This window comes from bacterium, from assembly GCA_037147175.1.
Classification (GTDB): domain Bacteria; phylum Cyanobacteriota; class Vampirovibrionia; order Gastranaerophilales; family UBA9971; genus UBA9971.
In genome coordinates this window covers 37,256-56,245 of the sequence record JBAWVS010000006.1, presented here as the reverse complement: position 1 = coordinate 56,245, position 18,990 = coordinate 37,256, and the positions used below count along the sequence as shown (strand labels likewise).

The following is an 18,990-nucleotide window of genomic DNA, read 5'->3' as shown; positions in this document are numbered from 1 at the left end:
ATTAATGGATTGACAGAACGGAATAAAATGCCGCCTCTCAATGATAATAATGAAAGGGCTTTTTATGAAAAATATTAAATCTCTGACTTTAAAAATTTTAATCTGCTTAATCGGGTGTTTTTGTTTTGTTTCCTCAAATCCTGTTCGGGCTTATGATCAAGATGCCGTAAATTATAACAATATGGGCATAAACTACACTAAAAAAGGCAACTATGATCAGGCTATAACTTATTTTAAAAAAGCAATAGAAACTGATTCGTCTTTAACCAATGCTTATTACAATCTTGGTTCGGTGTATAAATGTATAGGGAACAGAGATAAATCAATAAAAGCTTTTCAACTTTTGCTGAGAAACGATCCTAACGATGATGAAGCAGCTTATTTGCTTGCAGGTTTGTACTTTGAAAAACAGGATTATGAAAAAGCACTGATTTATTTAAATTCTGTTGAAAAAACCAGCCCGTCTTATCAGGACTCTATGACGCTTTTTAAGAAAATTAACAAAAAAATAAATGATTATGTAATAAATGAGCCGCCTCACTCTGTACCTGCAAATACAACAAAGTTTACATTTACAGATTTTAGCGGTCCTACAGGTATAGCAGAGAACAATAAGGGAGATTTGTACATCGCAAATTTCGGTTCTGATACGATTAATGTTATTTCCCCTGACGGCAAAATTAAAAACACAATAAAAAATGAACTTATAAAAGGTCCTGTTGGTATAGCTGTTGATTCAAAAGATAATATTTATGTTGCAAATTATCTTTTGAATAATGTTATAAAAATCGATAAAAGCGGTTTAGTAAAAGTTATTCTAAAAGATGTCGTAAAACCTTATTATCTTTATTTAAATAAAACAGGCGTGCTATACGTTTCCGAGCAGGATAAAAATACTGTTATCAGAATAGGAATTCCTGAATAAGTTTTTTTAAGCGGGCAATAAAAAACATAATACTTGCTTATGAATTGCTGTTGTGGTAACTATATTAAAGAATAAAGAAAAGATTATGGAGAATTTCAGAGCATGGTAAAAATTCGCTTAAAAAGATTAGGAGCAAAAAGAAATCCTATATATAGAATTATTGTTATAGACAGCAGAGAAAAAAGAGAAGGCAAGGCTATTTTAGAGCTTGGTTTCTATAATCCAAAGAAAAAAGAATTAAAACTTGATAAAACAAAGGCTCTTGAGTGGATTAAAAATGGGGCTCAGCCTTCTGAAACCGTTAAATATTTAATCGACAACAGCAGCGAAGCCGGAATTTTAGTTAAAAAAGCTGAACCGGAAGAGAAGAAACTTTCTAAAAAAGCAAAAGCAAAATTAGAAGCTGAAAAGAAACAGGCCGCAGAAGCAGCAGCTTAAAATTAATATTAATAAACAAACAGCATATCCTACCTTATTTTTTAATTAAGCGGGATATGCTTTGTTTTGTTGCATAGGTTAAAAGAGCTAATTTAAATAAACTTTTTATTTTATTGGAAAGAATTCCTGCCAGAAAACCTGTTAAAACCGCAAAAATCATCGAATCTAAAGGCTGTTCCTTTATGGCCTGTACTATATCTACTTTCATATTGCGTTTTCTGGATAATAAATCAACTATATGAGATATTTCTTCCCGTATATTGTTTATTTTGCTTAAGGTTTTAGCTGTTCCAGCCATTTTTTTGTTTCCTCCAAAGTTTTAGCAGTTTCTTCAGCAAATTTCCCCCTGTTTTTACCGATTTTTTTAAGCCGGGATTTAGCATAAGCAAACAAAATAGACGCTGTCAGCAAATATAAAATCGTAACAATTAATATAGACAGCCATAAAGAAGTAAATAATGAAAAAGTAATTATCAGAAAAATTCCGCAAAAAAATGTCGCAATTATCGCGACAATAGATGCCGCCAGTATAAGAAAAGTGGATTTTATAATTATAAAAAGCTCTTCTTTTATTTCTTCTTTAAAAAATTTTATATGCTGGGAAATAAGAGAAACAAAATTATAAATAAGATTTTTAAACAGGTCTATTAGTTCTACTTGTTCACCGGATTTATTTTCTTCTGACATTGTTCACCTACAAATAAATTTATTTTTTATTTAAAAAGGATTTTTCCGATTAAAAATCCAATCAGTAAAGCTCCGCCCAGAGCTTTTTCAGGGTGTTTTTTTACTACGTGCGAAAAATCTTTTTTTAACGTATCAGAATCTCGTTCTCTAAAAAATTCTGCAGTTTCATGAATTTTTTCAGCAGCTTTATCAAGATTTTTTGCTGTTGAACTCATAAGACTGTCTAAATTTTCTGATAATTGTTTCTGTATTTCTAAAGCTTTTTGTTTTAATTCTTCGCCTTTTTCTTTTAAATTATGCTGTTTTCCACCGTTAAGTTCTTCTGCCGTGATATGTTCACTCATTTTTTACTCCTCCTTACAGAAATTATTTATAAATTATTTTGATTAATTATGAAGGAATATTACTTTGTTTACATTAGCAAGATAGGCAAATATAGGGAGGATTTAAAACTTTTATAAAAAATATAAAAATTGTTTTATAAAATAAAACAATTTATGCAAATTATATGTTTTTATTTATTTAGATACATATTTTGGATTCGGGGAATTTGGATGGACGTTAACAAGGTTAATTTAAAATATATACCTGTAGGTAATGTTATTTATAACAATACTATTCCGGCTGCAAGAATCCAGCCTTATGCATCTCCGGAATACCAATACCAGCATTATCAATATCCGCCATATTCTTCATTAATTCAGGCGCCTGATATAAATGCGTCCATGAGAAGTCAAGTTTTGCCTTGTTCCAATGAAGGTTACAAAGAAATAATGACTTTTAATGTGCCGCTTCTCGATAAAGGCAAACTCTATAAGCTTGATAACGGTCAGAATGTAGTAATTATCCCTAAAAAAGGACCGACAACAATAAAAACTTTTACAAAGGTCGGGTCATTTAACGAAGAAAAGAATAGAGGTATTAGCCATTATATTGAGCATAATCTTTTTAACGGTTCAAGCAAGCTCGGACCCAATGAATTCGTGGAAAAAGTTACGAGTATGGGCGGTCAATACAATGCAGGAACAAATACAACCAATACGGAATATTTTATAAAATCCCCGATGCATAAAGAAGGCGATTTTGAAAAATTTATGACGATGCATGCTGATATGCTGCTAAATCCGACTTTTTCCGATAAAATGCTGGAAAAAGAAAAAGGTCCTGTGATTTCCGAAATTCAAATGTATGAAGATGACCCTTCTGACAAGTCATTTAACCTTATGCTTAAAAACTTATTCGGAATAAAGACTGATTATCAGGGACTTATTGCCGGTTCTTCAAAAACAATAGCTAATTTGACAAAAAAAGATGTATTAGCTTACTATAATGAGTGGTATAGACCTGATAATATGACTACAGTAGTTGTTGGAGAAGTAAATCCTGATAATGCAATAAAAACAATAAGCAAATTATTTAATCAGAAAAAAGGTTCACCGGTTCAAAAAAATGAAGAGCCTTATTATCAGCCTCTAAATTTAATTCAAAATCCTGTGAGGGCTGATTTGAAAAGCACTCATGTTGATAACGTGATGCTAAACATGGCTTTTGCCGGTCCGAAAAATAATGATATTAAAGATTCTGTTGCAACTTCAGCATTATGCAGCGCTTTAACCGGTTATGAAAATGCAAGACTTTCAAAAACACTAAAAGAATTTAATACTGACGGCTCAGTTGAGATAAGTGTTATAAATCCTGATTCTAAAGCTCCTCAGCTTATATCTTTGGGATCAGCGTTTGCTCCCGGCAAAGAAGAAGAGGGACTAAAAGCTATTTATTCAACCTTAGAAAGCATGGTAACTCAGCCTTTAACTCAACAAGAAATATCGATAGTTAAAAATAAACTTAAAGATAATTTAACACAACTCAGCGAAAGTTCGATGGGCGTTGCAGATCTTGTGGGACAAGCGATTACCGGACATGGTTCTATAGCTGCTTATACCAATATGCAAAATGAAATAGAAAAATTGACACCGCAGGATATTCAGCTTGCGGCACAGAAATATTTAAACCTTAACAGAACGTCTATAGTAATGGTTCACCCCGAAAGTCAGAAAGCAGAAGTTAATTTCTCTTCCTCAAACAATTTGTCATCCCAACTTGAGAAACAGCTTCAGGATGATAATAATACTGTGCAAAAACCTGAATTTATTGAAAATTCGGATAAATTTAAGTTTAAAAATATAAAAGAATATGATTTGCCAAACAATTTACGTGTAGCAATAAATGATGATCCTGATTCAATAAGAACAAGCGCAAATTTATCCGTAGAAACGGAAGGATTAAAGACATTAAAACCGGGTGTTGCAGATATATTATCTTTTATTCTTAATAAAGGAACAAAAAATTATTCTGAAGACCGCTTAAATAATATCAAAGACACATATAATTTAGGTATATCAGCGGTTACTGACGGAGAATCTATTAATTTAACGGCGGATTGCTCTAAAGAAAGACTGCCAATGGCACTTGGTGTAATGAAAGAAATACTTTATAACCCTGATTTTACTGTTGAAAAATTTAATAAAGCAAAAGAAGAAATAAAAGTTAAGTATTCCAGCATGCCTAAAGACCCGTCAAGCAAGGCTATGGAAATCTTATTCCCTGATAATAACTGGGGAATAACTGCAAAAAAAGTTTTAGAGAACATTGATAATATTAGCTTACAGGATGTTCAGGATTCATATAATGAAATAATCAAAAATTCTCAGGGAAAAATTGCGATAGACGGTCCGATCAGCAAAACTCCGGGCTTAGGTCAGGATGTGTTTATGCAGCTTCAATCAGGAATAGCTTTTGTTCAAAAACATCATCATGTTAATGCCCCCGAATCAAAAAATTTATCTGAAACAAAAGTAATAACAGAAGCAGAACCTCGAAATCAGGCTGATATAGTACAAATATTTAAGATTAAAGAAAGTAAAAATATTAAAGAGACGGCTGCTTTAAAAGTTTTAAATGAAATCATTGGTGGAAACAGTCAGTCAAGACTGTATACAGACTTAAGAGAGAGTCAAAAGCTTGCTTATAAAGTGAAATCAAACTATTTGACAGACGGAAATTTTGGAATAATAAAGCTTTTGATAAAAACAACAACCGAAGACGGTCTAAAAGGTACTACTCATGAAAATGTTCAAAAATCTTTAGATGGTTTTAGAACGCATATAAATGATTTGATGAAAAATTCTGTAAGTGATCAGGAACTTGAAACGGCAAAAATGGAAGTTAAAACACGCTTCCTTGATGATCCGGAAAGTTCTTTTGGAAGGTCTGCAAGGATTCAAGCAGGGTATACTACACCTTATGGAGTGAATTACCATAATAAAATGCTTGATGCCATTAATGAATTAACCCCGCAGGATATCAAAAATGCTGCTGTAACTTATTTAAACCAGCCATCTGTTATTTCAATGATTGCAAGCCAGAATACCATCAAAAGCATGCAGCCTTATTTAAGTTCTCTCGGCAAAGTTGAGGAGGTTAAATAGAAATTATGTCTATAAATGCCGGCTTTATTAGTCCGAGAAAAAATATAACAAATATAAATTGTAAAACAGGTAAAAAAATATCATTTAAAGGTGATAACAAAATTGCAGGCGATTATGTTGATCTTTATAATAATTTAGCTGTCACACCGGGAAAAATCGCATTAGGCATTTTTTCTTTAAGCACAATGGTAGCTGTGGCAAGCTTTGCACTCAAAAATATTGCCAAAAAATTTAATAAAAATATTTCAACACCTGTTGCATTAGTCACAGGAGCCTTGTTGACTCTTGTTTCAGCTGTTTCAATAACTTTAATTCAAAAAAGTTCTAATACAAAACCAATAACTAAGGAAAAACAAATTCAGAAAGAAAAAGAAATAAGACAATTTGTTGATGATACATGTGCCAAAAAGAGTCTTAAAACAAAAATATTTTTTGTAGATTTCAAAAATACCATATTATCAAATAATATACAGGCATTTTGTTTCCCTCATAACGGTTATATTGCACTTGATAAAAGCGTTATAGAAACATCTTTAAAAATGCCTGCAATTAAAGCTACAATAGTTCATGAACTCAAACACCTTGAACAATATTCCAATATGGTAAGATTAAATCTATTTGATTTTAATAAAGCAATGATTAAAAAAATGACGGCAAATGATGACAAAGAACACAAAAATTGGCTTAAAACAGCTTCTTTTGATGATATTGAAAAGAGAGAACGCCAGAATATTAAAAACAATCATGAAGAATATCTTATATTTGATCAAAAAGATGTAGAGAGTCAAATTAAAGCTTATCAGGGAGAAAAGTTATTTGTAGAAAATCCGGATATTTCTGCAGATAAGCTACCTATGTCAATAAATACGGAATTTTATGGAGAAATTCTGAAAAATAAAGCGGCATTAACAGAAGAAGAAGCCAAAAAAGCTAGAAAACAACTTAAATATTTTATTGAATCAGACTTAAATGCCACTAAAATAGGTATGTCCGAAGAATATACAAAAAAATATTCTGAAAGTCCTTTAGAAATAGAAGCTTACGATGCACAAAAAGAATTTATCAAAACCGGCAAAATAATTTAGCGAATTTTCGCTTGCCGACTTGTAGAATAAGTGAATCTTTATCTCCAAATTCGATTTTTTGCATAAGGTCAGAAACTTTTTCGTTGTCTAATTTTATTCCGCCGCCTTTAATAAGTCTTTTAGCTTCACCTTTGCTTTCAGAAAGATTATTTTCTGCTATAAAATCTATTAAAACGGTACCTTCAAGGACTTTAAATTCGTCTATTTGGGCAGGCAAGCCTTTTTTGCTAAAAATATTTATAAATTCCTGCTCGGCTTTTTCTGATTCTTCGGCAGAATAGTATTCGCTTACAATAATTTTTGCAAGCTTCATCTTGTAATCACGGGGATTTACCTGTCCCAATTCAAGTTCGGATTTTATTTTTTCAATTTCTTCAGGAAGCAAATCTGTTAAAAGTTCGTAATATCTTACTATTAAAGCATCAGGAATACTCATTATTTTTCCAAGCATATCTTTTGGAGAATCAGTAAGGCTTATGCAGTGATCAGGGTAGGATTTAGACATTTTAACAATTCCGTCAGTTCCCTCAAGAAGAGGCAAAAGAATAACCATTTGTGGGTGTTTTTTGCCGTAAGCGCTCTGAATATCTCTCCCCAGAAGCACGTTAAATCTCTGGTCTGTTCCTCCAAGCTCGATATCAGCATCAATGACAACAGAATCATACGCCTGCATTAAAGGGTAGAAAAATTCATGCACAGAAATAGGCTTGCCTTCGGCATATCTTTTTGCGAAATCGTCTCTTACAAGCATTTGAGCGACTGTTATTTGGGAAGAAAGCTTTAATAAATCAACCAGTTTCATTTCATGAAGCCAGTCAGCATTATTTACAACTTCTGCATTGTTTATATCAACCACTTGTCCCATTTGTTCAAGGTAAGTGTTTGCATTTTGGTCAACTTCTGTTTTTGTTAAAGGGGGTCTTGTTTCCGATTTGCCTGACGGGTCGCCTATCATAGCTGTCGCACCGCCAACAATAAGCACTACCTGATGCCCTGCTTTTTGAAATTGTCTTAATTTGCGCATTACAACGGTATGACCGAGATGCAAATCAGGTCTTGTAGGGTCAAGTCCCAGTTTTACTCTTAAAGGTTTTCCTGTTTCTTCGGATTTCTGAAGTTTTTTAGCAAGTTCATTCACTCCGCCCGGCAAAACTTCAGTTCCTTTCGCTAAAAATTCTGCCTGTTTTATAAATTTTTCTTGAATTTCCATTTTTGCTTCACTCATATTTGTTTTTCACTTTTTTCTGAACAATAGTTAAACACGCTCTGTAAATCCTTGTCACCCCTGCCGGAAAGACACAAAACCACGATTTCTTCTTTTGATGTGGAAGGCATAAGCTCTTCCAGATAAGCTAAAGCATGTGAAGATTCAAGCGCAGGAACTATTCCTTCAAGTTTTGAGAGCAGTTTGAAAGCGTTTACTGCCTGATCATCGTTTATCGGATAATATTTTACTCTGCCGGAATCTTTTAAATAACTGTGTTCAGGTCCGACTCCGGGGTAATCAAGACCTGCCGATATGCTGTAAGCTTCTTCAATCTGTCCGTAATCATCCTGTAAAACATAACTCAATGAGCCATGCAAAACTCCGGGTCTTCCTTTCATCATACTTGCAGCAGTAAAATCAGAACTGACACCCTGACCTGCTGCTTCAATTCCAATAATTTTAACGTCTTTGTCTCCAAGAAAGCTGTAGAACATCCCCATGGAATTGCTTCCTCCTCCTATGCATGCAAGAACATAATCAGGAAGCCTGTTTTCTTTTTCCTGAATTTGATGACGGGATTCTTTTCCTATGACAGACTGAAAAAATCTTACCATCTCAGGATACGGGTGAGGACCCACGGTTGAACCTATAATATAGTGAGTGTTTTCAACATTTGTAACCCAATCTCTTATTGCTTCGCTTGTTGCGTCTTTAAGGGTTTTGCTTCCCGAATAAACAGGATTAACCTTTGCGCCGAGAAGTTTCATTCTCTCAACATTAACTGCCTGACGTTTTGTATCTTCTTCTCCCATATAAATTTCGCATTCAAGCCCGAAAAGAGCGCAAACAGTGGCTGTTGCTACGCCATGCTGACCTGCTCCCGTTTCGGCGATAATTCTTTTTTTATTCATTTTGAGAGCCAAAAGAACCTGTCCCAGCGCATTGTTTATTTTATGAGCGCCCGTATGGTTCAAATCTTCTCTTTTAAGGTATATTTTGCCTTTACCGTAATATTCAGTCAGCCTTTTCGCAAAATAAAGAGGAGTCGGTCTTCCTGAATAATCTTTCATCAGACTGTATAAGTCATTTAAGAATTTTTCATCGCATATAGCTTCATTAAAAACTTTTTCCAGCTCATATAATGCGCCCATGAGTGTTTCAGGGACGTATTTCCCGCCGAAATCTCCGAAACGTCCTTTTTTATCAGGTAAATTATAAGGTTTATCTTTTTCAAAAAAATGTTGCATTACTTAAAAAGCCTTTTTATTTTTTTAGTTTGTTGTTTTTATTTTATATCAAATTTTACTCAAATATATTTTTATTATAATATTTGTTTAAAATAATTAAATAATTTGCCCATGTAAAACTTTGAGCATGTTAATATATTAATCAGAATAAAAACAGAATTTAAAAAAGAGGACTTAAAAAATGAAAGAAGGAATTCACCCAACATATAGTGAAACAACTATTAGCTGTGCTTGTGGCAATGTTATCGAAGCAGGTTCAGTTGTTCAGGGAATGAAAGTTGAAATTTGCAATGCATGTCATCCTTTCTTTACCGGAACCCAAAAAATAATGGATACCGAAGGCAGAGTTGAAAGATTCAACAAGCGTTACGCTAATTTAAACAAAAAATAAAACATCAGTTTTTATATTTTTACAATAAGCCTTTGCAGTACCTCTGCGGGCTTATTGTTTAGTTAAAAGGAATAAAAATGACTCAAGAAAAAGAATTTCCTATAGTAAATCTCATAAGCATGCCGGAAAATCCTTTGAAAATAATTTTTTTGGCATGTAGAACCTGTTACTCGGCTGATTATCCGATAAACATCTGGGAAAATGCTACTGATGACGAAAAAATGCTTAAACTCGTCAAAAGAGTTCTTGCTTCAGGGCATCACAGTACAATAGAGCATTGTCAGTATGTATTTACAATAAGCGGAGTTTCAAGAGCATGTACTCACCAGCTTGTAAGACACAGACATATGTCTTTTTCTCAAAAATCCCAGAGATATGTTACAGAAAAAGGACAGTTTGAATATATTACCCCTAATACAATAAAAAAAGCCGGTTTAGAGGCTGAATATGATGAGTTTATGAGCAAAACGGCCGAATTTTATGAAAAAATGATAAATCAGGGGATTCCTGCCGAAGATGCAAGATTTATTCTTCCAAATGCTGCAACAAGTTCTCTTGTTGCGAGTCTTAATTTAAGGGAGTTTATTCATCTCGCAAATATCAGGCTTTGCACAAACGCACAGCATGAAATAAGAGTTATGGTCAAAAAAATGTGTGATCTTGCTATGGAAAAAGATCCTTGGCTTGCTGAATATCTTGTCCCAAAGTGTGAAGCAGCCGGTCATTGTGATGAAATCAGAGGTTGTGGACGCAAACCGCAGAAAATAAATTAAAAAATTCGTTCTGAGGGGTTTTATCGCCTACCCGAAGAATTTGTCAAAATAATAATGAAGGACAGATACTTCGCTTAGTTCAGGATGATAAAGGAGAAATAATCATGAAAGATATGCTGGGTAAAATTCAAAATATAGAAAAAAGCTATATTGAGCTTGGAGAAAAGCTTAGCGACCCTGAAACAATCAAGGATTTTGAAGAATTTAAAAAACTTTCAAAGACAAGAAAGTCCATGGAAGAAAGTGTTGAAATTTATCATGCATGGCAAGAGGCAGCAAGCGCAAAAGAAGATGCCATTCAAATGATAAAAGCTGAGAATGATCCTGAAATGAAAGAATTTATTCAGGCAGAACTTGATCAGGCAGAAGCTAATCTTCAAAAATATGAAGAAAAAATGAAAGTTCTCCTTCTTCCCAGAGATCCCAATGATGATAAAGACATTATGCTCGAGATAAGAGGTAGTGCAGGCGGAGATGAAGCCAATATTTTTGCGGCTGATCTTATGAGAATGTATCTCAGATATGCAGAAAAACAGGGCTGGAAGACAGAAATTTTGAGTTTGTCCGAAGGTGACGTCGGCGGTATAGGTGAAGTTGTAATTAACATAAAAGGTGATGCTGTTTACAGCAGATTAAAATATGAATCCGGTGTACATAGAGTTCAAAGGGTTCCCGTAACAGAATCACAGGGAAGAATTCATACAAGTACCGCAACAGTTGCAGTTATGCCGGAAGTTGAAGATGTTTCAATTGATATTGACCCGAAAGATCTTGAAATTTCTACGGCACGTTCAGGCGGTGCAGGCGGTCAAAACGTTAATAAGGTAGAAACAGCTGTGAGAATTGTGCATAAACCTACAGGAATTATGGTTTTTTGTACAGAAGAAAGAAGTCAGCTTCAAAACAAAGAAAGAGCTATGCAAATTATCAAAACCAAGATATTTGACATAGAATCTCAAAAACAAATGCAGGAAATCACCGATTTAAGAAGATCACAGGTGGGGACAGGCGACAGAAGTGAAAGAATCAGAACGTATAACTTTCCGCAGGGAAGATGCACCGATCACAGAATAGGTGTCAATTTAAACGTCTGGACAATCATAGAAGGCGAACTTGATGACATTCTTCATCTTCTTGCACAGGCTGACCAGAAAGCAAAACTCGAAAAACTTGCACAATCAGTATAAATTATGTTCTTTTTTGTCATTTTTAGATTAAAAGAATTATTTAAATGTTTTTAAAAGAAGTAAATCAAAACACAATTTTAAAGTTGAAAAAAATCGGTATTTCTCGAAGTGAAGCGGCTCTGGAAACAGGTATTCTTTTGAATTTTGTTTTTGGGATTACTAAAAAAGACTTGATTTTATACCCTGAAAAAGAACTGGCTGATGAGAAACTCGAAGTTTTTAATGCTTTGATACAAAGACGTGTTAAAGAAAAAATTCCTGTACAATATCTGACAAATAAAGCTTTTTTTATGGGGGAAGAATTTTATGTGGATGAAAATGTTCTGATTCCTCGACCTGAAACAGAAATTCTTGTGGAAGAAGTTTTGAAGCTTGTTAATAAAAATAATTTAAAAATTCTTGATATAGGAACGGGTTCAGGGTGCATAGCCTGCATGATTGCTAAACATTTGAAAGATGTAAAGGTTTTTGCCGGTGATATTTCACAAAAAGCACTGAAAGTAGCAAAATTAAATGCAGAAAAGCTTGGTGTGAAAGAAAAAATAACTTTTGTTAACTCCGATCTCTTTGAAAATATTGATGCTAAAGAAAAATTCGATATAATTGTTTCTAATCCTCCGTATATTCCTATTCATGAAAAACAAAATCTTCAGCCTGAAGTTGTACTTCATGAGCCGCATCAGGCTCTTTTTGCCGAAGATGAAAAAGGACTGGCTTTTTATGAAAAACTTGCTTCTCAGGCAAAATACAGGCTTAATAAAAATGGCTGCTTAGCCGTTGAAATAGGAATTTATCAGTCGACAGACACAGTTAAAATTTTTAAAAAAGCCTGTTTTGAAGAAATAAAAATTATCAAAGACTATAATCAAATTGACAGGGTTATAGTTGCAAAGTATTAATATTTATATAATAATAAAAAGTTAATATGGCATAGTAGCTCAGTTGGCTAGAGCACGCGGCTCATACCCGCGCGGTCACTGGTTCGAATCCAGTCTATGCTAAATACAAAGACCTCTCGCAAGAGAGGTCTTTGTATTTGGTGTTTTTATTTTTTTAAAACTGAGCTTATCTGTAATTATTAAACTGCAAAGCTACGTCATACTCATCTTCTTTTTCTTTCAGCAGTTTTATAACTTGTTGGAGGTCATCTCTGTTTTTTCCGGAAACTCTGACCTGATCTCCCTGAATTGCTGCTTGTACTTTTATTTTTGAGGTTTTTATATCAGCAACAATTTTTTTTGCAATTTCCGTACTAATTCCTTTTTTTAAATTGATAACCTGTCTTACTTTTCCTCCAAGTGAGTTTTCGACTTTTTGAAGGTCAAGAATTTTGAGGCTCAATCCTCTTTTTGCCATTTTTGACTGAAGAATATCTATGATATTTCTTAATTTTAAGTCATCTTTTGTTGTTATAGTTATAGTCTTTGTGCCTTCAAGCTCAATTAGACTGCCTGAATCTTTAAGGTCAAACCTTGCTTGCATATCTCTTTTTGTTTGATCAACCGCGTTAAGTAACTCGGGTTGGTCAAATTCTGATACTACATCAAAACTTTCGTCTTTTGCCATGATTTTATACTCTTTTTTATTATTACAGAACTTTGATTTTGTTAATTATATCACAATCAAATTCTTAAAATTAAGTATTAAGAGTTTTTAATATATTTTAGTGTTTATTAATCATATAGTAGAATAGATTAGTAAAGAACTTGAGAGAATGAAAAATGCAGCAAACTACCTATAAAACAGAGCTTTTAACAAATGATAACATAGATCAAATAAAAGAAATTTATGAAAGTTTCAGACTAAAAGCTACAAAAGATTATAGGTATGAAATTGAACCTCTGGATTTTTATTCTTTTAAAGAATTTATTGCGGACGGTCGTTTAAACGGAATTGCTTTATTTGATGAAGGAGTACCGGCAGGAATTCTTATTTTTGTTTTTGAACAACATAAAGCGATAGAATTAAATGTTATTCATGTGCCTGACAGAAAAGATTTAAACAAAAAGCGTCTGGCTCTTGCAGGTGCATTGTTAGAGCATTTAAAAAATCGTACCGACTGGAAAGTTATAAGTTATCCTCTTCTTGGTTTTCAGGAAACATTCACAAGAGATATTGCTCTTTTGCAATTTCAGTTTACCGGACAGGCAATGGTAAAATTTGATTTTTGCGATTCGATTTCGTATAAAGTTTTGCAAAAAGCTGATATCGGACAACTCCCTGAAGGGTACACAATAGAATCATGGGACGAAAAATATTTAGATTCAGCAGTTGAAGTAATAAATCTTGGATTTAAAAATTCTAAAGATGTGCTTTTTGACCCGAGATTTTTAACTCCTGAAGGTTGTAAAGATGTTATTAAAAAAATCACAGAAAATGTTTTTGGTCATTTTATGCCTGAAGAAACCAAAGTTATAGTTAAAGACGGCTCTTTGGAAGGTGTTTGTTTTGTTCATATAGCAACTCCGGCTAAAGCAAATATTCCTTTGATTTCAGTAAGAAAAAACATCAGAAATAAAGGGCTCGGTAAATTAGTTTTAAAAGCTGCAGTGGCAGGGATAATAAAATCTTTGGCAGAACAAAAAATTGCGGTAAGTGAAGTAAATGCGGCAGTTGAAACAGATAATTATCCTGCACTAAAAATGTACAGACGGATTGGATTTAGAGAAGATTATACTTATCCTCACGCTTATTACAGCAATCCAAATTATAAAGAATCAGAATAAAAAGCCATGTCAAGTCGTCACAGACAGTTTACCTGAATACAACTGTTTTGGAATTGTTAAGCAGGATTCGTCTTTCCACATGCCACTTTACAGCCCTTGAAAGTATTACTGTCTCAAGATCCCTGACTGTCATTGCAATATCATCCGTCGTATAAGTATGATCAATTCTTTCAACAGCCTGTTCTATTATCGGACCTTCATCAAGGTCAGATGTTACGTAGTGAGCGGTAGCTCCGACAATTTTAACACCTCTGTCATGTGCCTGTGTATAAGGAGCTGCTCCTTTGAAACTGGGCAAAAACGAATGGTGTATATTTATACAGCGACCGTTTAAGGCTTCGCACATTTTAGGCGATAATATCTGCATGTATCTTGCCAGAACAATAAGGTCTATTCTCAGCCCATCAACAAGCTGAAGGATTTTTTCTTCGTTCTCAGCTTTATTCTGACCTGTTGAAGCAAGATGAAAGTAGTTTATCCCGTACCATTCAACCAAATCTTTCATTTCTGTATGGTTTGATACAACCGCTGCAATTTCCATAGGAATTTGACCTGATTTTGTTTTATGCAACAAGTCATTTAAACAGTGTCCGAATTTTGAAACAGCTATTAAAACTCTGGGGAGTTTTCCGCAATCATTAATTTCCCATTGCATTTGATATTTTTGGGCTATAGGTTTGAATTTGACTTTTATATCTTCAAGTTTTGCAAATTTTGAGTTTGAACCCTGAAAAACAGTTCGCATAAAAAATTTCTTTGTTGTCGGATCTCCATAATTATAAGAAGAAGTTATAAATCCGTTATTTTCATAAATAAAATTCAGCACACTTGCGGAAATACCTGATGCATCAGGACATATCATTGTTAAAACATATTTTTTTTTGTTTATTGGCATTTATGTGAACCTGCTAAAATATTTTTATTTTTTTACTTGCTCTTTTGCCCATTTTTTATAACTTTCTTTTCTCTTGTTTTCCAGATAGTTATTACCTGAAGGAGAAGAGGGGCTAACTTTTATCTTTTTTTCGTCTGCCGGTGAAGTTTTTTTGTTTTTATCAACGGCTTTTACTGTATTATTTGTTTGTTCCGGAGATGAAACTATACTGCTCTTTACTGAGGTATAATCAGAATTTTTTGTCGCCATAAAGACTTCAAAAGAAGTTTCTTTTGCTATATTTTCAGAGAATTTTTTCAATTTTCCTGAAGAAATTATATTTTCGCCGAAAGAATTTATTGGATTTCCAAAATCAGAAGCAGGCATGTCTTGATTGTATGATTTTTCCCAAACAACTAGACCTGTACTAGTATCTATCAATGCAAGCTGGACATTAAGCTTGTAATAGGGATTTATAGGCTCTTCGTTAAGGTTGCTGTCTTTATACTGGCTATAAAAATAAAAAGGAAACATAACAGCAACCAGGTCTTTGGAAAACATTCTAAATACGGGTATTAAAGCGGCAGAAATGCTGGAATTTTTATTAGTTCCCGACCTGTTTAAAAACATATTTTGAATATCAAATCCGCCTGAAACTAATAAAATCTTATCAACGCCCAGTCTTTTATCGATTAAATTACAGGTTTCATAATCAACAACTCTGTTATCACGATAATTCATGAGAAATTCTTTATAACGTTTTGATAAACCGTAGCTTTTTATCAAATCCTTGGCAGAATTAAGGTCCGGTACGTCAAAACTCGAATACTTGTTTATTGAATTAATTATGTCATTGGCTATCATGTCGACTGTATTAGGATAAACCCCGTAGCTTGACTGAACGGTCGGGACATTTACAGGGCTGACAATCATTTTTCCTGCCGATAAAGCTGTTGCTTCCTCTCTTAATCCTAAACAGGAAAGGAATGCTAAAAGAACAAACATTATATTGAAAAATTTTTTCATTTTCCCCGAATCTATATTATTTTGGCATCATGAATTAATTATCTAATATATCGTAGTTCTTTTTAATCCTTTTTTTAATTGATTTATTTTTTTGAATCGGATTCAAGCAAAGAGTCTATTCTATTAAGTGTAGAGACTATTTGTCCTTTTAAATTTTTAAACATTTTATAAACAGCCCTTTTAATATTATTTTTTTTTCTTTTAATTCCGGCTGCAAATTTGCGTTTTAAATTTAAAATTTCTCCCGCTATTTCAAGTAATTTATAATTAATCCATTGTTTAAAAGAGAATTTTTTTTGAGCTTCAATTACTTTGTGACTTTGTTTTTCAGGTTCTCTGTCTTTTAATTTTTTTTCTTTATTGTGTTCTTTTTGTCCCATAGAGGTATCTATTTCGGAAACCAGATTAAAAGGCCGCAAAACAAGCTTTTTGAACACATCAGAAAGCTTATCTTTAACGTCTTTTTCTTTCTCCCCGTAAATAGCAGCAAGTTTATCGCTGATATCAATAAATATTTGTTTATTTTTGTCTACTTTTTGCTGAATTAACATAAGCTCATCAGCCATTTTTGAAGGCAACATTTGAAGCGTCGTCTGGTTTTTTAATGAGTTTTCAAGAGGTGACGGTATCTGGGATTTATTTTTTTGAGCCGTTTCTGAAGAAAACATATCAGGATTTGTGAATCTAATTTGTGCGTCAGTTTCTGCTGTATGTTCTTTGTTTGTCAAAGCACGACTAAATCCCGCAGTATTATTAGCGGTATTATCAACCTTAACATTTACTATTGGTGTTATATTTTGGGAAGAAATTTCAGGCATTGTTTAAAACCCTAATTTTAGACATACCTCAAAACCATGAAAGTACATTTTTCTATTTTTTATCGTATAACTTAAATCTGTCAAGTCAATCCTTTATATACAAATATTACACGGTTTTAGGCACAAGATGATTGTACTAAGTCTATAAAAAAATTCATTTACCTGCTTGAGCAACATCATATTTTAGGATTATTGGATTATATAAAAGAAATTAGTAAAATGTTTAATAAGAAAAAGTATCTAATGGGGACTGTTTTTTTGAATAAGGATAAAGACTATTACAAAATACTCGGCATAAATTCTTCAGCTGATAAAAAAGAAGTAAAATCAGCTTACAGGTCTCTTGCAAGAAAATATCACCCTGATACCAATCAGGGAAACAAACTCAGTGAAGAAAAATTTAAGGAAATCGGCGAAGCCTATTCTGTTTTAGGCGATGAAACACGCAGGGAACAATATAATCTTTTAAGAGGAATAAGTCAAAAAAAGTCAAATACAAGTGAACAAGCCAAAAAACAGGCTTCTGAGGCTTATTCGGAACAAAAAAAATCTTCCGCAAAACCAAAGCCGGAAACAGAAAAACGCCCTTTTGGAGATATGTTTTCCGATTTTGTTGATAAAGTACTTGAAAAAGGACAAACACAAAAACCTAAGCCGTCTCAAGAAAAACAGAAAGAACCCCCGAAACCCGAGTCTAAAAAAGGCGATGATATAACGGTAGACGTAAGTATTACAATTGTTGAGGCTCATAATGGCACTATAAGAAAGATTAATATACTTCATACAGAAAGTTGCCCTAAATGCAGAGGCAAAAGATACTTGAATAATATCCAATGCCCTTCATGCAAAGGTAATGGTGAGATTTCAAATCACAAAAAAATCTCTGTTAAAATTCCTGCTAATGTTACGGAAGGTTCAAAAATAAGAATAGCCGAAGAAGGAAATCAGGGACAAAACGGCGGGGCAAACGGCGATCTTTTTCTTGTTGTAAGTATAATTAAAAATTCAATATTTGAATTTGAAAATCTTAACGTACTTTGTGAAATACCCATTACCCCGACAGAAGCAGCTTTGGGAGCAGAAATATTTGTTCCCACCATAGATGGACAGCTAAGTATGAAAATTCCTCCAGAAACACAGGCAGGGCAAAGATTTCGTCTTTCAGGAGAGGGGATTCCTGATGCCAATACGGCTAAAAGGGGAGATCAGCTTGTAACCGTAAGAATTGAAATTCCATCTAATCTTACGCAGAAGGAAAAAGAGCTTTATTTAGAACTTGCAAAAATTCGAAAATTTAATCCCAGAGATGGTATAGTTTTTAATTAAGGAAGAATTTTTTTAAAAAAATGGCTAAAAATGCAAATATAATTGAAATATTTTCATCAATTCAAGGCGAGGGGCCTTATATTGGTTGTCGGCAAATTTTTATAAGGTTTGCGGGATGCAATCTCAAATGTGATTATTGCGATACCCCTTTTGACAAACAAGAATTCTGCAATTTAGAAGTAATTTGCTCTCCTTCTGAGAATGAGCAGTTTAAAAAACTTAAAAATCCTGTTTCTGCTGTGCAGCTTATTCGAGAAATTTCTGATTTAAACGAAATTTCACATCATAGCATAAGTCTTACAGGCGGGGAGCCGCTTTTACATTGTGCTTTCTTAAAAGAATTTCTGACGGAATTTAAAAATTTATTTCCCAAAATAAAAATTTATCTGGAAACAAACGGGACTCTTATTGACGAATTAGTACTAATCATGGAAAATATAGACATAATTTCAATGGATTTAAAATTGAAATCCTCGACAGGCGATGAGTTTCCTTTTGAAAAACATAAAAAGTTCATAGAAACAGCCAAAAAATACAATAAAGAGATTTTTGCAAAGGCAGTAATTACGGGCAGAATTTCAAATGAAGAAATTAATGAAATATCAAACTTTATGAAAAGTTTTGAGAAACAAATTCCGCTTATTTTGCAGCCTGTAAGCTCTGAAAATACAGAACTTTTGCTTTCTTCACGAAATATTCTGGAAATTCAGGAAAAATTTCTGAAAAAATTAAATGATGTGAGGGTAATTCCGCAAGTACATAAATTCCTTGATTTGTTATAAGGAAAAAAAT

At 33.3% G+C, this 18,990-nt stretch carries 19 protein-coding genes, 1 tRNA gene and 1 pseudogene; 12 read left to right on the top strand and 9 right to left on the bottom strand.

All coding sequences use genetic code 11. The annotated features are described in order from the left end of the window. The first annotated feature begins 64 nt into the window (after positions 1-64). Together WCG23_02700 and rpsP are read left to right on the top strand one after the other, a co-directional pair. The gene (locus WCG23_02700; protein ID MEI8388773.1) at positions 65-925 is read left to right on the top strand and encodes a tetratricopeptide repeat protein; all 861 of its coding nucleotides are present in this window, start codon (positions 65-67) and stop codon (positions 923-925) included. A gap of 102 nt (positions 926-1,027) precedes the next feature. Continuing rightward, positions 1,028-1,249 (top strand): annotated as a pseudogene (gene rpsP / locus WCG23_02695) (30S ribosomal protein S16). Positions 1,250-1,397: 148 nt separating this feature from the next. On the opposite strand, the gene WCG23_02690 reads toward rpsP, so the two are convergent. The 3 genes from WCG23_02690 to WCG23_02680 are packed head-to-tail and all read right to left on the bottom strand — an operon-like array spanning position 1,398 to position 2,394. Further along, on the bottom strand, positions 1,398-1,661 hold the full coding sequence (locus WCG23_02690; protein MEI8388772.1) for a hypothetical protein: 264 nt from the start codon (positions 1,659-1,661) through the stop codon (positions 1,398-1,400). Beyond that, the gene (locus WCG23_02685; protein ID MEI8388771.1) at positions 1,637-2,050 is read right to left on the bottom strand and encodes a phage holin family protein; all 414 of its coding nucleotides are present in this window, start codon (positions 2,048-2,050) and stop codon (positions 1,637-1,639) included. Before WCG23_02685 ends, WCG23_02690 begins: the two co-directional genes overlap by 25 nt. Before the next feature lie 26 nt (positions 2,051-2,076). After that, positions 2,077-2,394: a hypothetical protein gene (locus WCG23_02680; protein ID MEI8388770.1), complete on the bottom strand. Its 318-nt coding sequence runs from the start codon at positions 2,392-2,394 to the stop codon at positions 2,077-2,079. Between the two features lie 210 nt (positions 2,395-2,604). On the opposite strand from WCG23_02680, the gene WCG23_02675 reads away from it, so the two are divergent. Beyond that, positions 2,605-5,538 (top strand): insulinase family protein, encoded by a 2,934-nt coding sequence (locus WCG23_02675; protein ID MEI8388769.1) that lies wholly within the window; start codon positions 2,605-2,607, stop codon positions 5,536-5,538. A gap of 5 nt (positions 5,539-5,543) precedes the next feature. After that, positions 5,544-6,623 (top strand): hypothetical protein, encoded by a 1,080-nt coding sequence (locus tag WCG23_02670; GenBank protein ID MEI8388768.1) that lies wholly within the window; start codon positions 5,544-5,546, stop codon positions 6,621-6,623. Here WCG23_02670 and tyrS read toward each other — a convergent pair. Continuing rightward, entirely contained in the window at positions 6,601-7,848 is a 1,248-nt protein-coding gene (tyrS, locus tag WCG23_02665; protein MEI8388767.1) for a tyrosine--tRNA ligase, read from the bottom strand. The two genes, WCG23_02670 and tyrS, sit on opposite strands and share 23 nt — an antisense overlap. Further along, on the bottom strand, positions 7,845-9,077 hold the full coding sequence (gene trpB / locus WCG23_02660) for a tryptophan synthase subunit beta (protein ID MEI8388766.1): 1,233 nt from the start codon (positions 9,075-9,077) through the stop codon (positions 7,845-7,847). The genes tyrS and trpB overlap by 4 nt, the downstream gene beginning before the upstream one ends. 181 nt (positions 9,078-9,258) lie before the next feature. Between trpB and rpmE the strand changes: the two genes are divergently transcribed. The 5 genes from rpmE (at position 9,259) to WCG23_02635 (ending at position 12,429) form a co-directional block, all read left to right on the top strand. Further along, positions 9,259-9,468, top strand: coding sequence for a 50S ribosomal protein L31 (rpmE, locus tag WCG23_02655; GenBank protein ID MEI8388765.1), 210 nt, complete (start codon positions 9,259-9,261; stop codon positions 9,466-9,468). Between the two features lie 77 nt (positions 9,469-9,545). Next, positions 9,546-10,241 (top strand): FAD-dependent thymidylate synthase, encoded by a 696-nt coding sequence (thyX, locus tag WCG23_02650; GenBank protein MEI8388764.1) that lies wholly within the window; start codon positions 9,546-9,548, stop codon positions 10,239-10,241. Between the two features lie 104 nt (positions 10,242-10,345). After that, a complete protein-coding gene (gene prfA, locus WCG23_02645) occupies positions 10,346-11,428 on the top strand; it encodes a peptide chain release factor 1 (GenBank protein MEI8388763.1) in 1,083 nt (360 codons plus the stop codon). Positions 11,429-11,472: 44 nt separating this feature from the next. Continuing rightward, complete coding sequence (gene prmC / locus WCG23_02640; GenBank protein MEI8388762.1) at positions 11,473-12,327, top strand: peptide chain release factor N(5)-glutamine methyltransferase; 855 nt, start codon at positions 11,473-11,475, stop codon at positions 12,325-12,327. A 28-nt stretch (positions 12,328-12,355) separates the two neighbouring features. Beyond that, positions 12,356-12,429, top strand: a tRNA-Met gene (locus WCG23_02635). A 64-nt stretch (positions 12,430-12,493) separates the two neighbouring features. Here WCG23_02635 and WCG23_02630 read toward each other — a convergent pair. Further along, positions 12,494-12,994, bottom strand: a complete 501-nt coding sequence (locus WCG23_02630) for a YajQ family cyclic di-GMP-binding protein (protein ID MEI8388761.1) — start codon at positions 12,992-12,994, stop codon at positions 12,494-12,496. A 155-nt stretch (positions 12,995-13,149) separates the two neighbouring features. Here WCG23_02630 and WCG23_02625 point away from each other — a divergent pair, with 155 nt between their 5' ends. Then, positions 13,150-14,154 carry a GNAT family N-acetyltransferase gene (locus WCG23_02625; GenBank protein ID MEI8388760.1) on the top strand — a complete coding sequence of 335 codons (1,005 nt, stop codon included), beginning with the start codon at positions 13,150-13,152 and terminating at the stop codon, positions 14,152-14,154. Positions 14,155-14,182: 28 nt separating this feature from the next. On the opposite strand, the gene purU is transcribed toward WCG23_02625, so the two are convergent. From purU to WCG23_02610, 3 genes are all read right to left on the bottom strand, one after another. Continuing rightward, on the bottom strand, positions 14,183-15,049 hold the full coding sequence (gene purU / locus WCG23_02620) for a formyltetrahydrofolate deformylase (GenBank protein ID MEI8388759.1): 867 nt from the start codon (positions 15,047-15,049) through the stop codon (positions 14,183-14,185). 24 nt (positions 15,050-15,073) lie between these two features. Then, the gene (locus WCG23_02615; protein MEI8388758.1) at positions 15,074-16,054 is read right to left on the bottom strand and encodes a hypothetical protein; all 981 of its coding nucleotides are present in this window, start codon (positions 16,052-16,054) and stop codon (positions 15,074-15,076) included. Between the two features lie 83 nt (positions 16,055-16,137). Further along, on the bottom strand, positions 16,138-16,872 hold the full coding sequence (locus WCG23_02610) for a hypothetical protein (GenBank protein MEI8388757.1): 735 nt from the start codon (positions 16,870-16,872) through the stop codon (positions 16,138-16,140). A 258-nt stretch (positions 16,873-17,130) separates the two neighbouring features. Here WCG23_02610 and WCG23_02605 point away from each other — a divergent pair, with 258 nt between their 5' ends. Both WCG23_02605 and WCG23_02600 read left to right on the top strand, forming a co-directional pair. Beyond that, a complete protein-coding gene (locus WCG23_02605; GenBank protein ID MEI8388756.1) occupies positions 17,131-18,198 on the top strand; it encodes a DnaJ C-terminal domain-containing protein in 1,068 nt (355 codons plus the stop codon). A 20-nt stretch (positions 18,199-18,218) separates the two neighbouring features. After that, positions 18,219-18,980 carry a 7-carboxy-7-deazaguanine synthase QueE gene (locus WCG23_02600; protein ID MEI8388755.1) on the top strand — a complete coding sequence of 254 codons (762 nt, stop codon included), beginning with the start codon at positions 18,219-18,221 and terminating at the stop codon, positions 18,978-18,980. Positions 18,981-18,990: the final 10 nt, after the last annotated feature.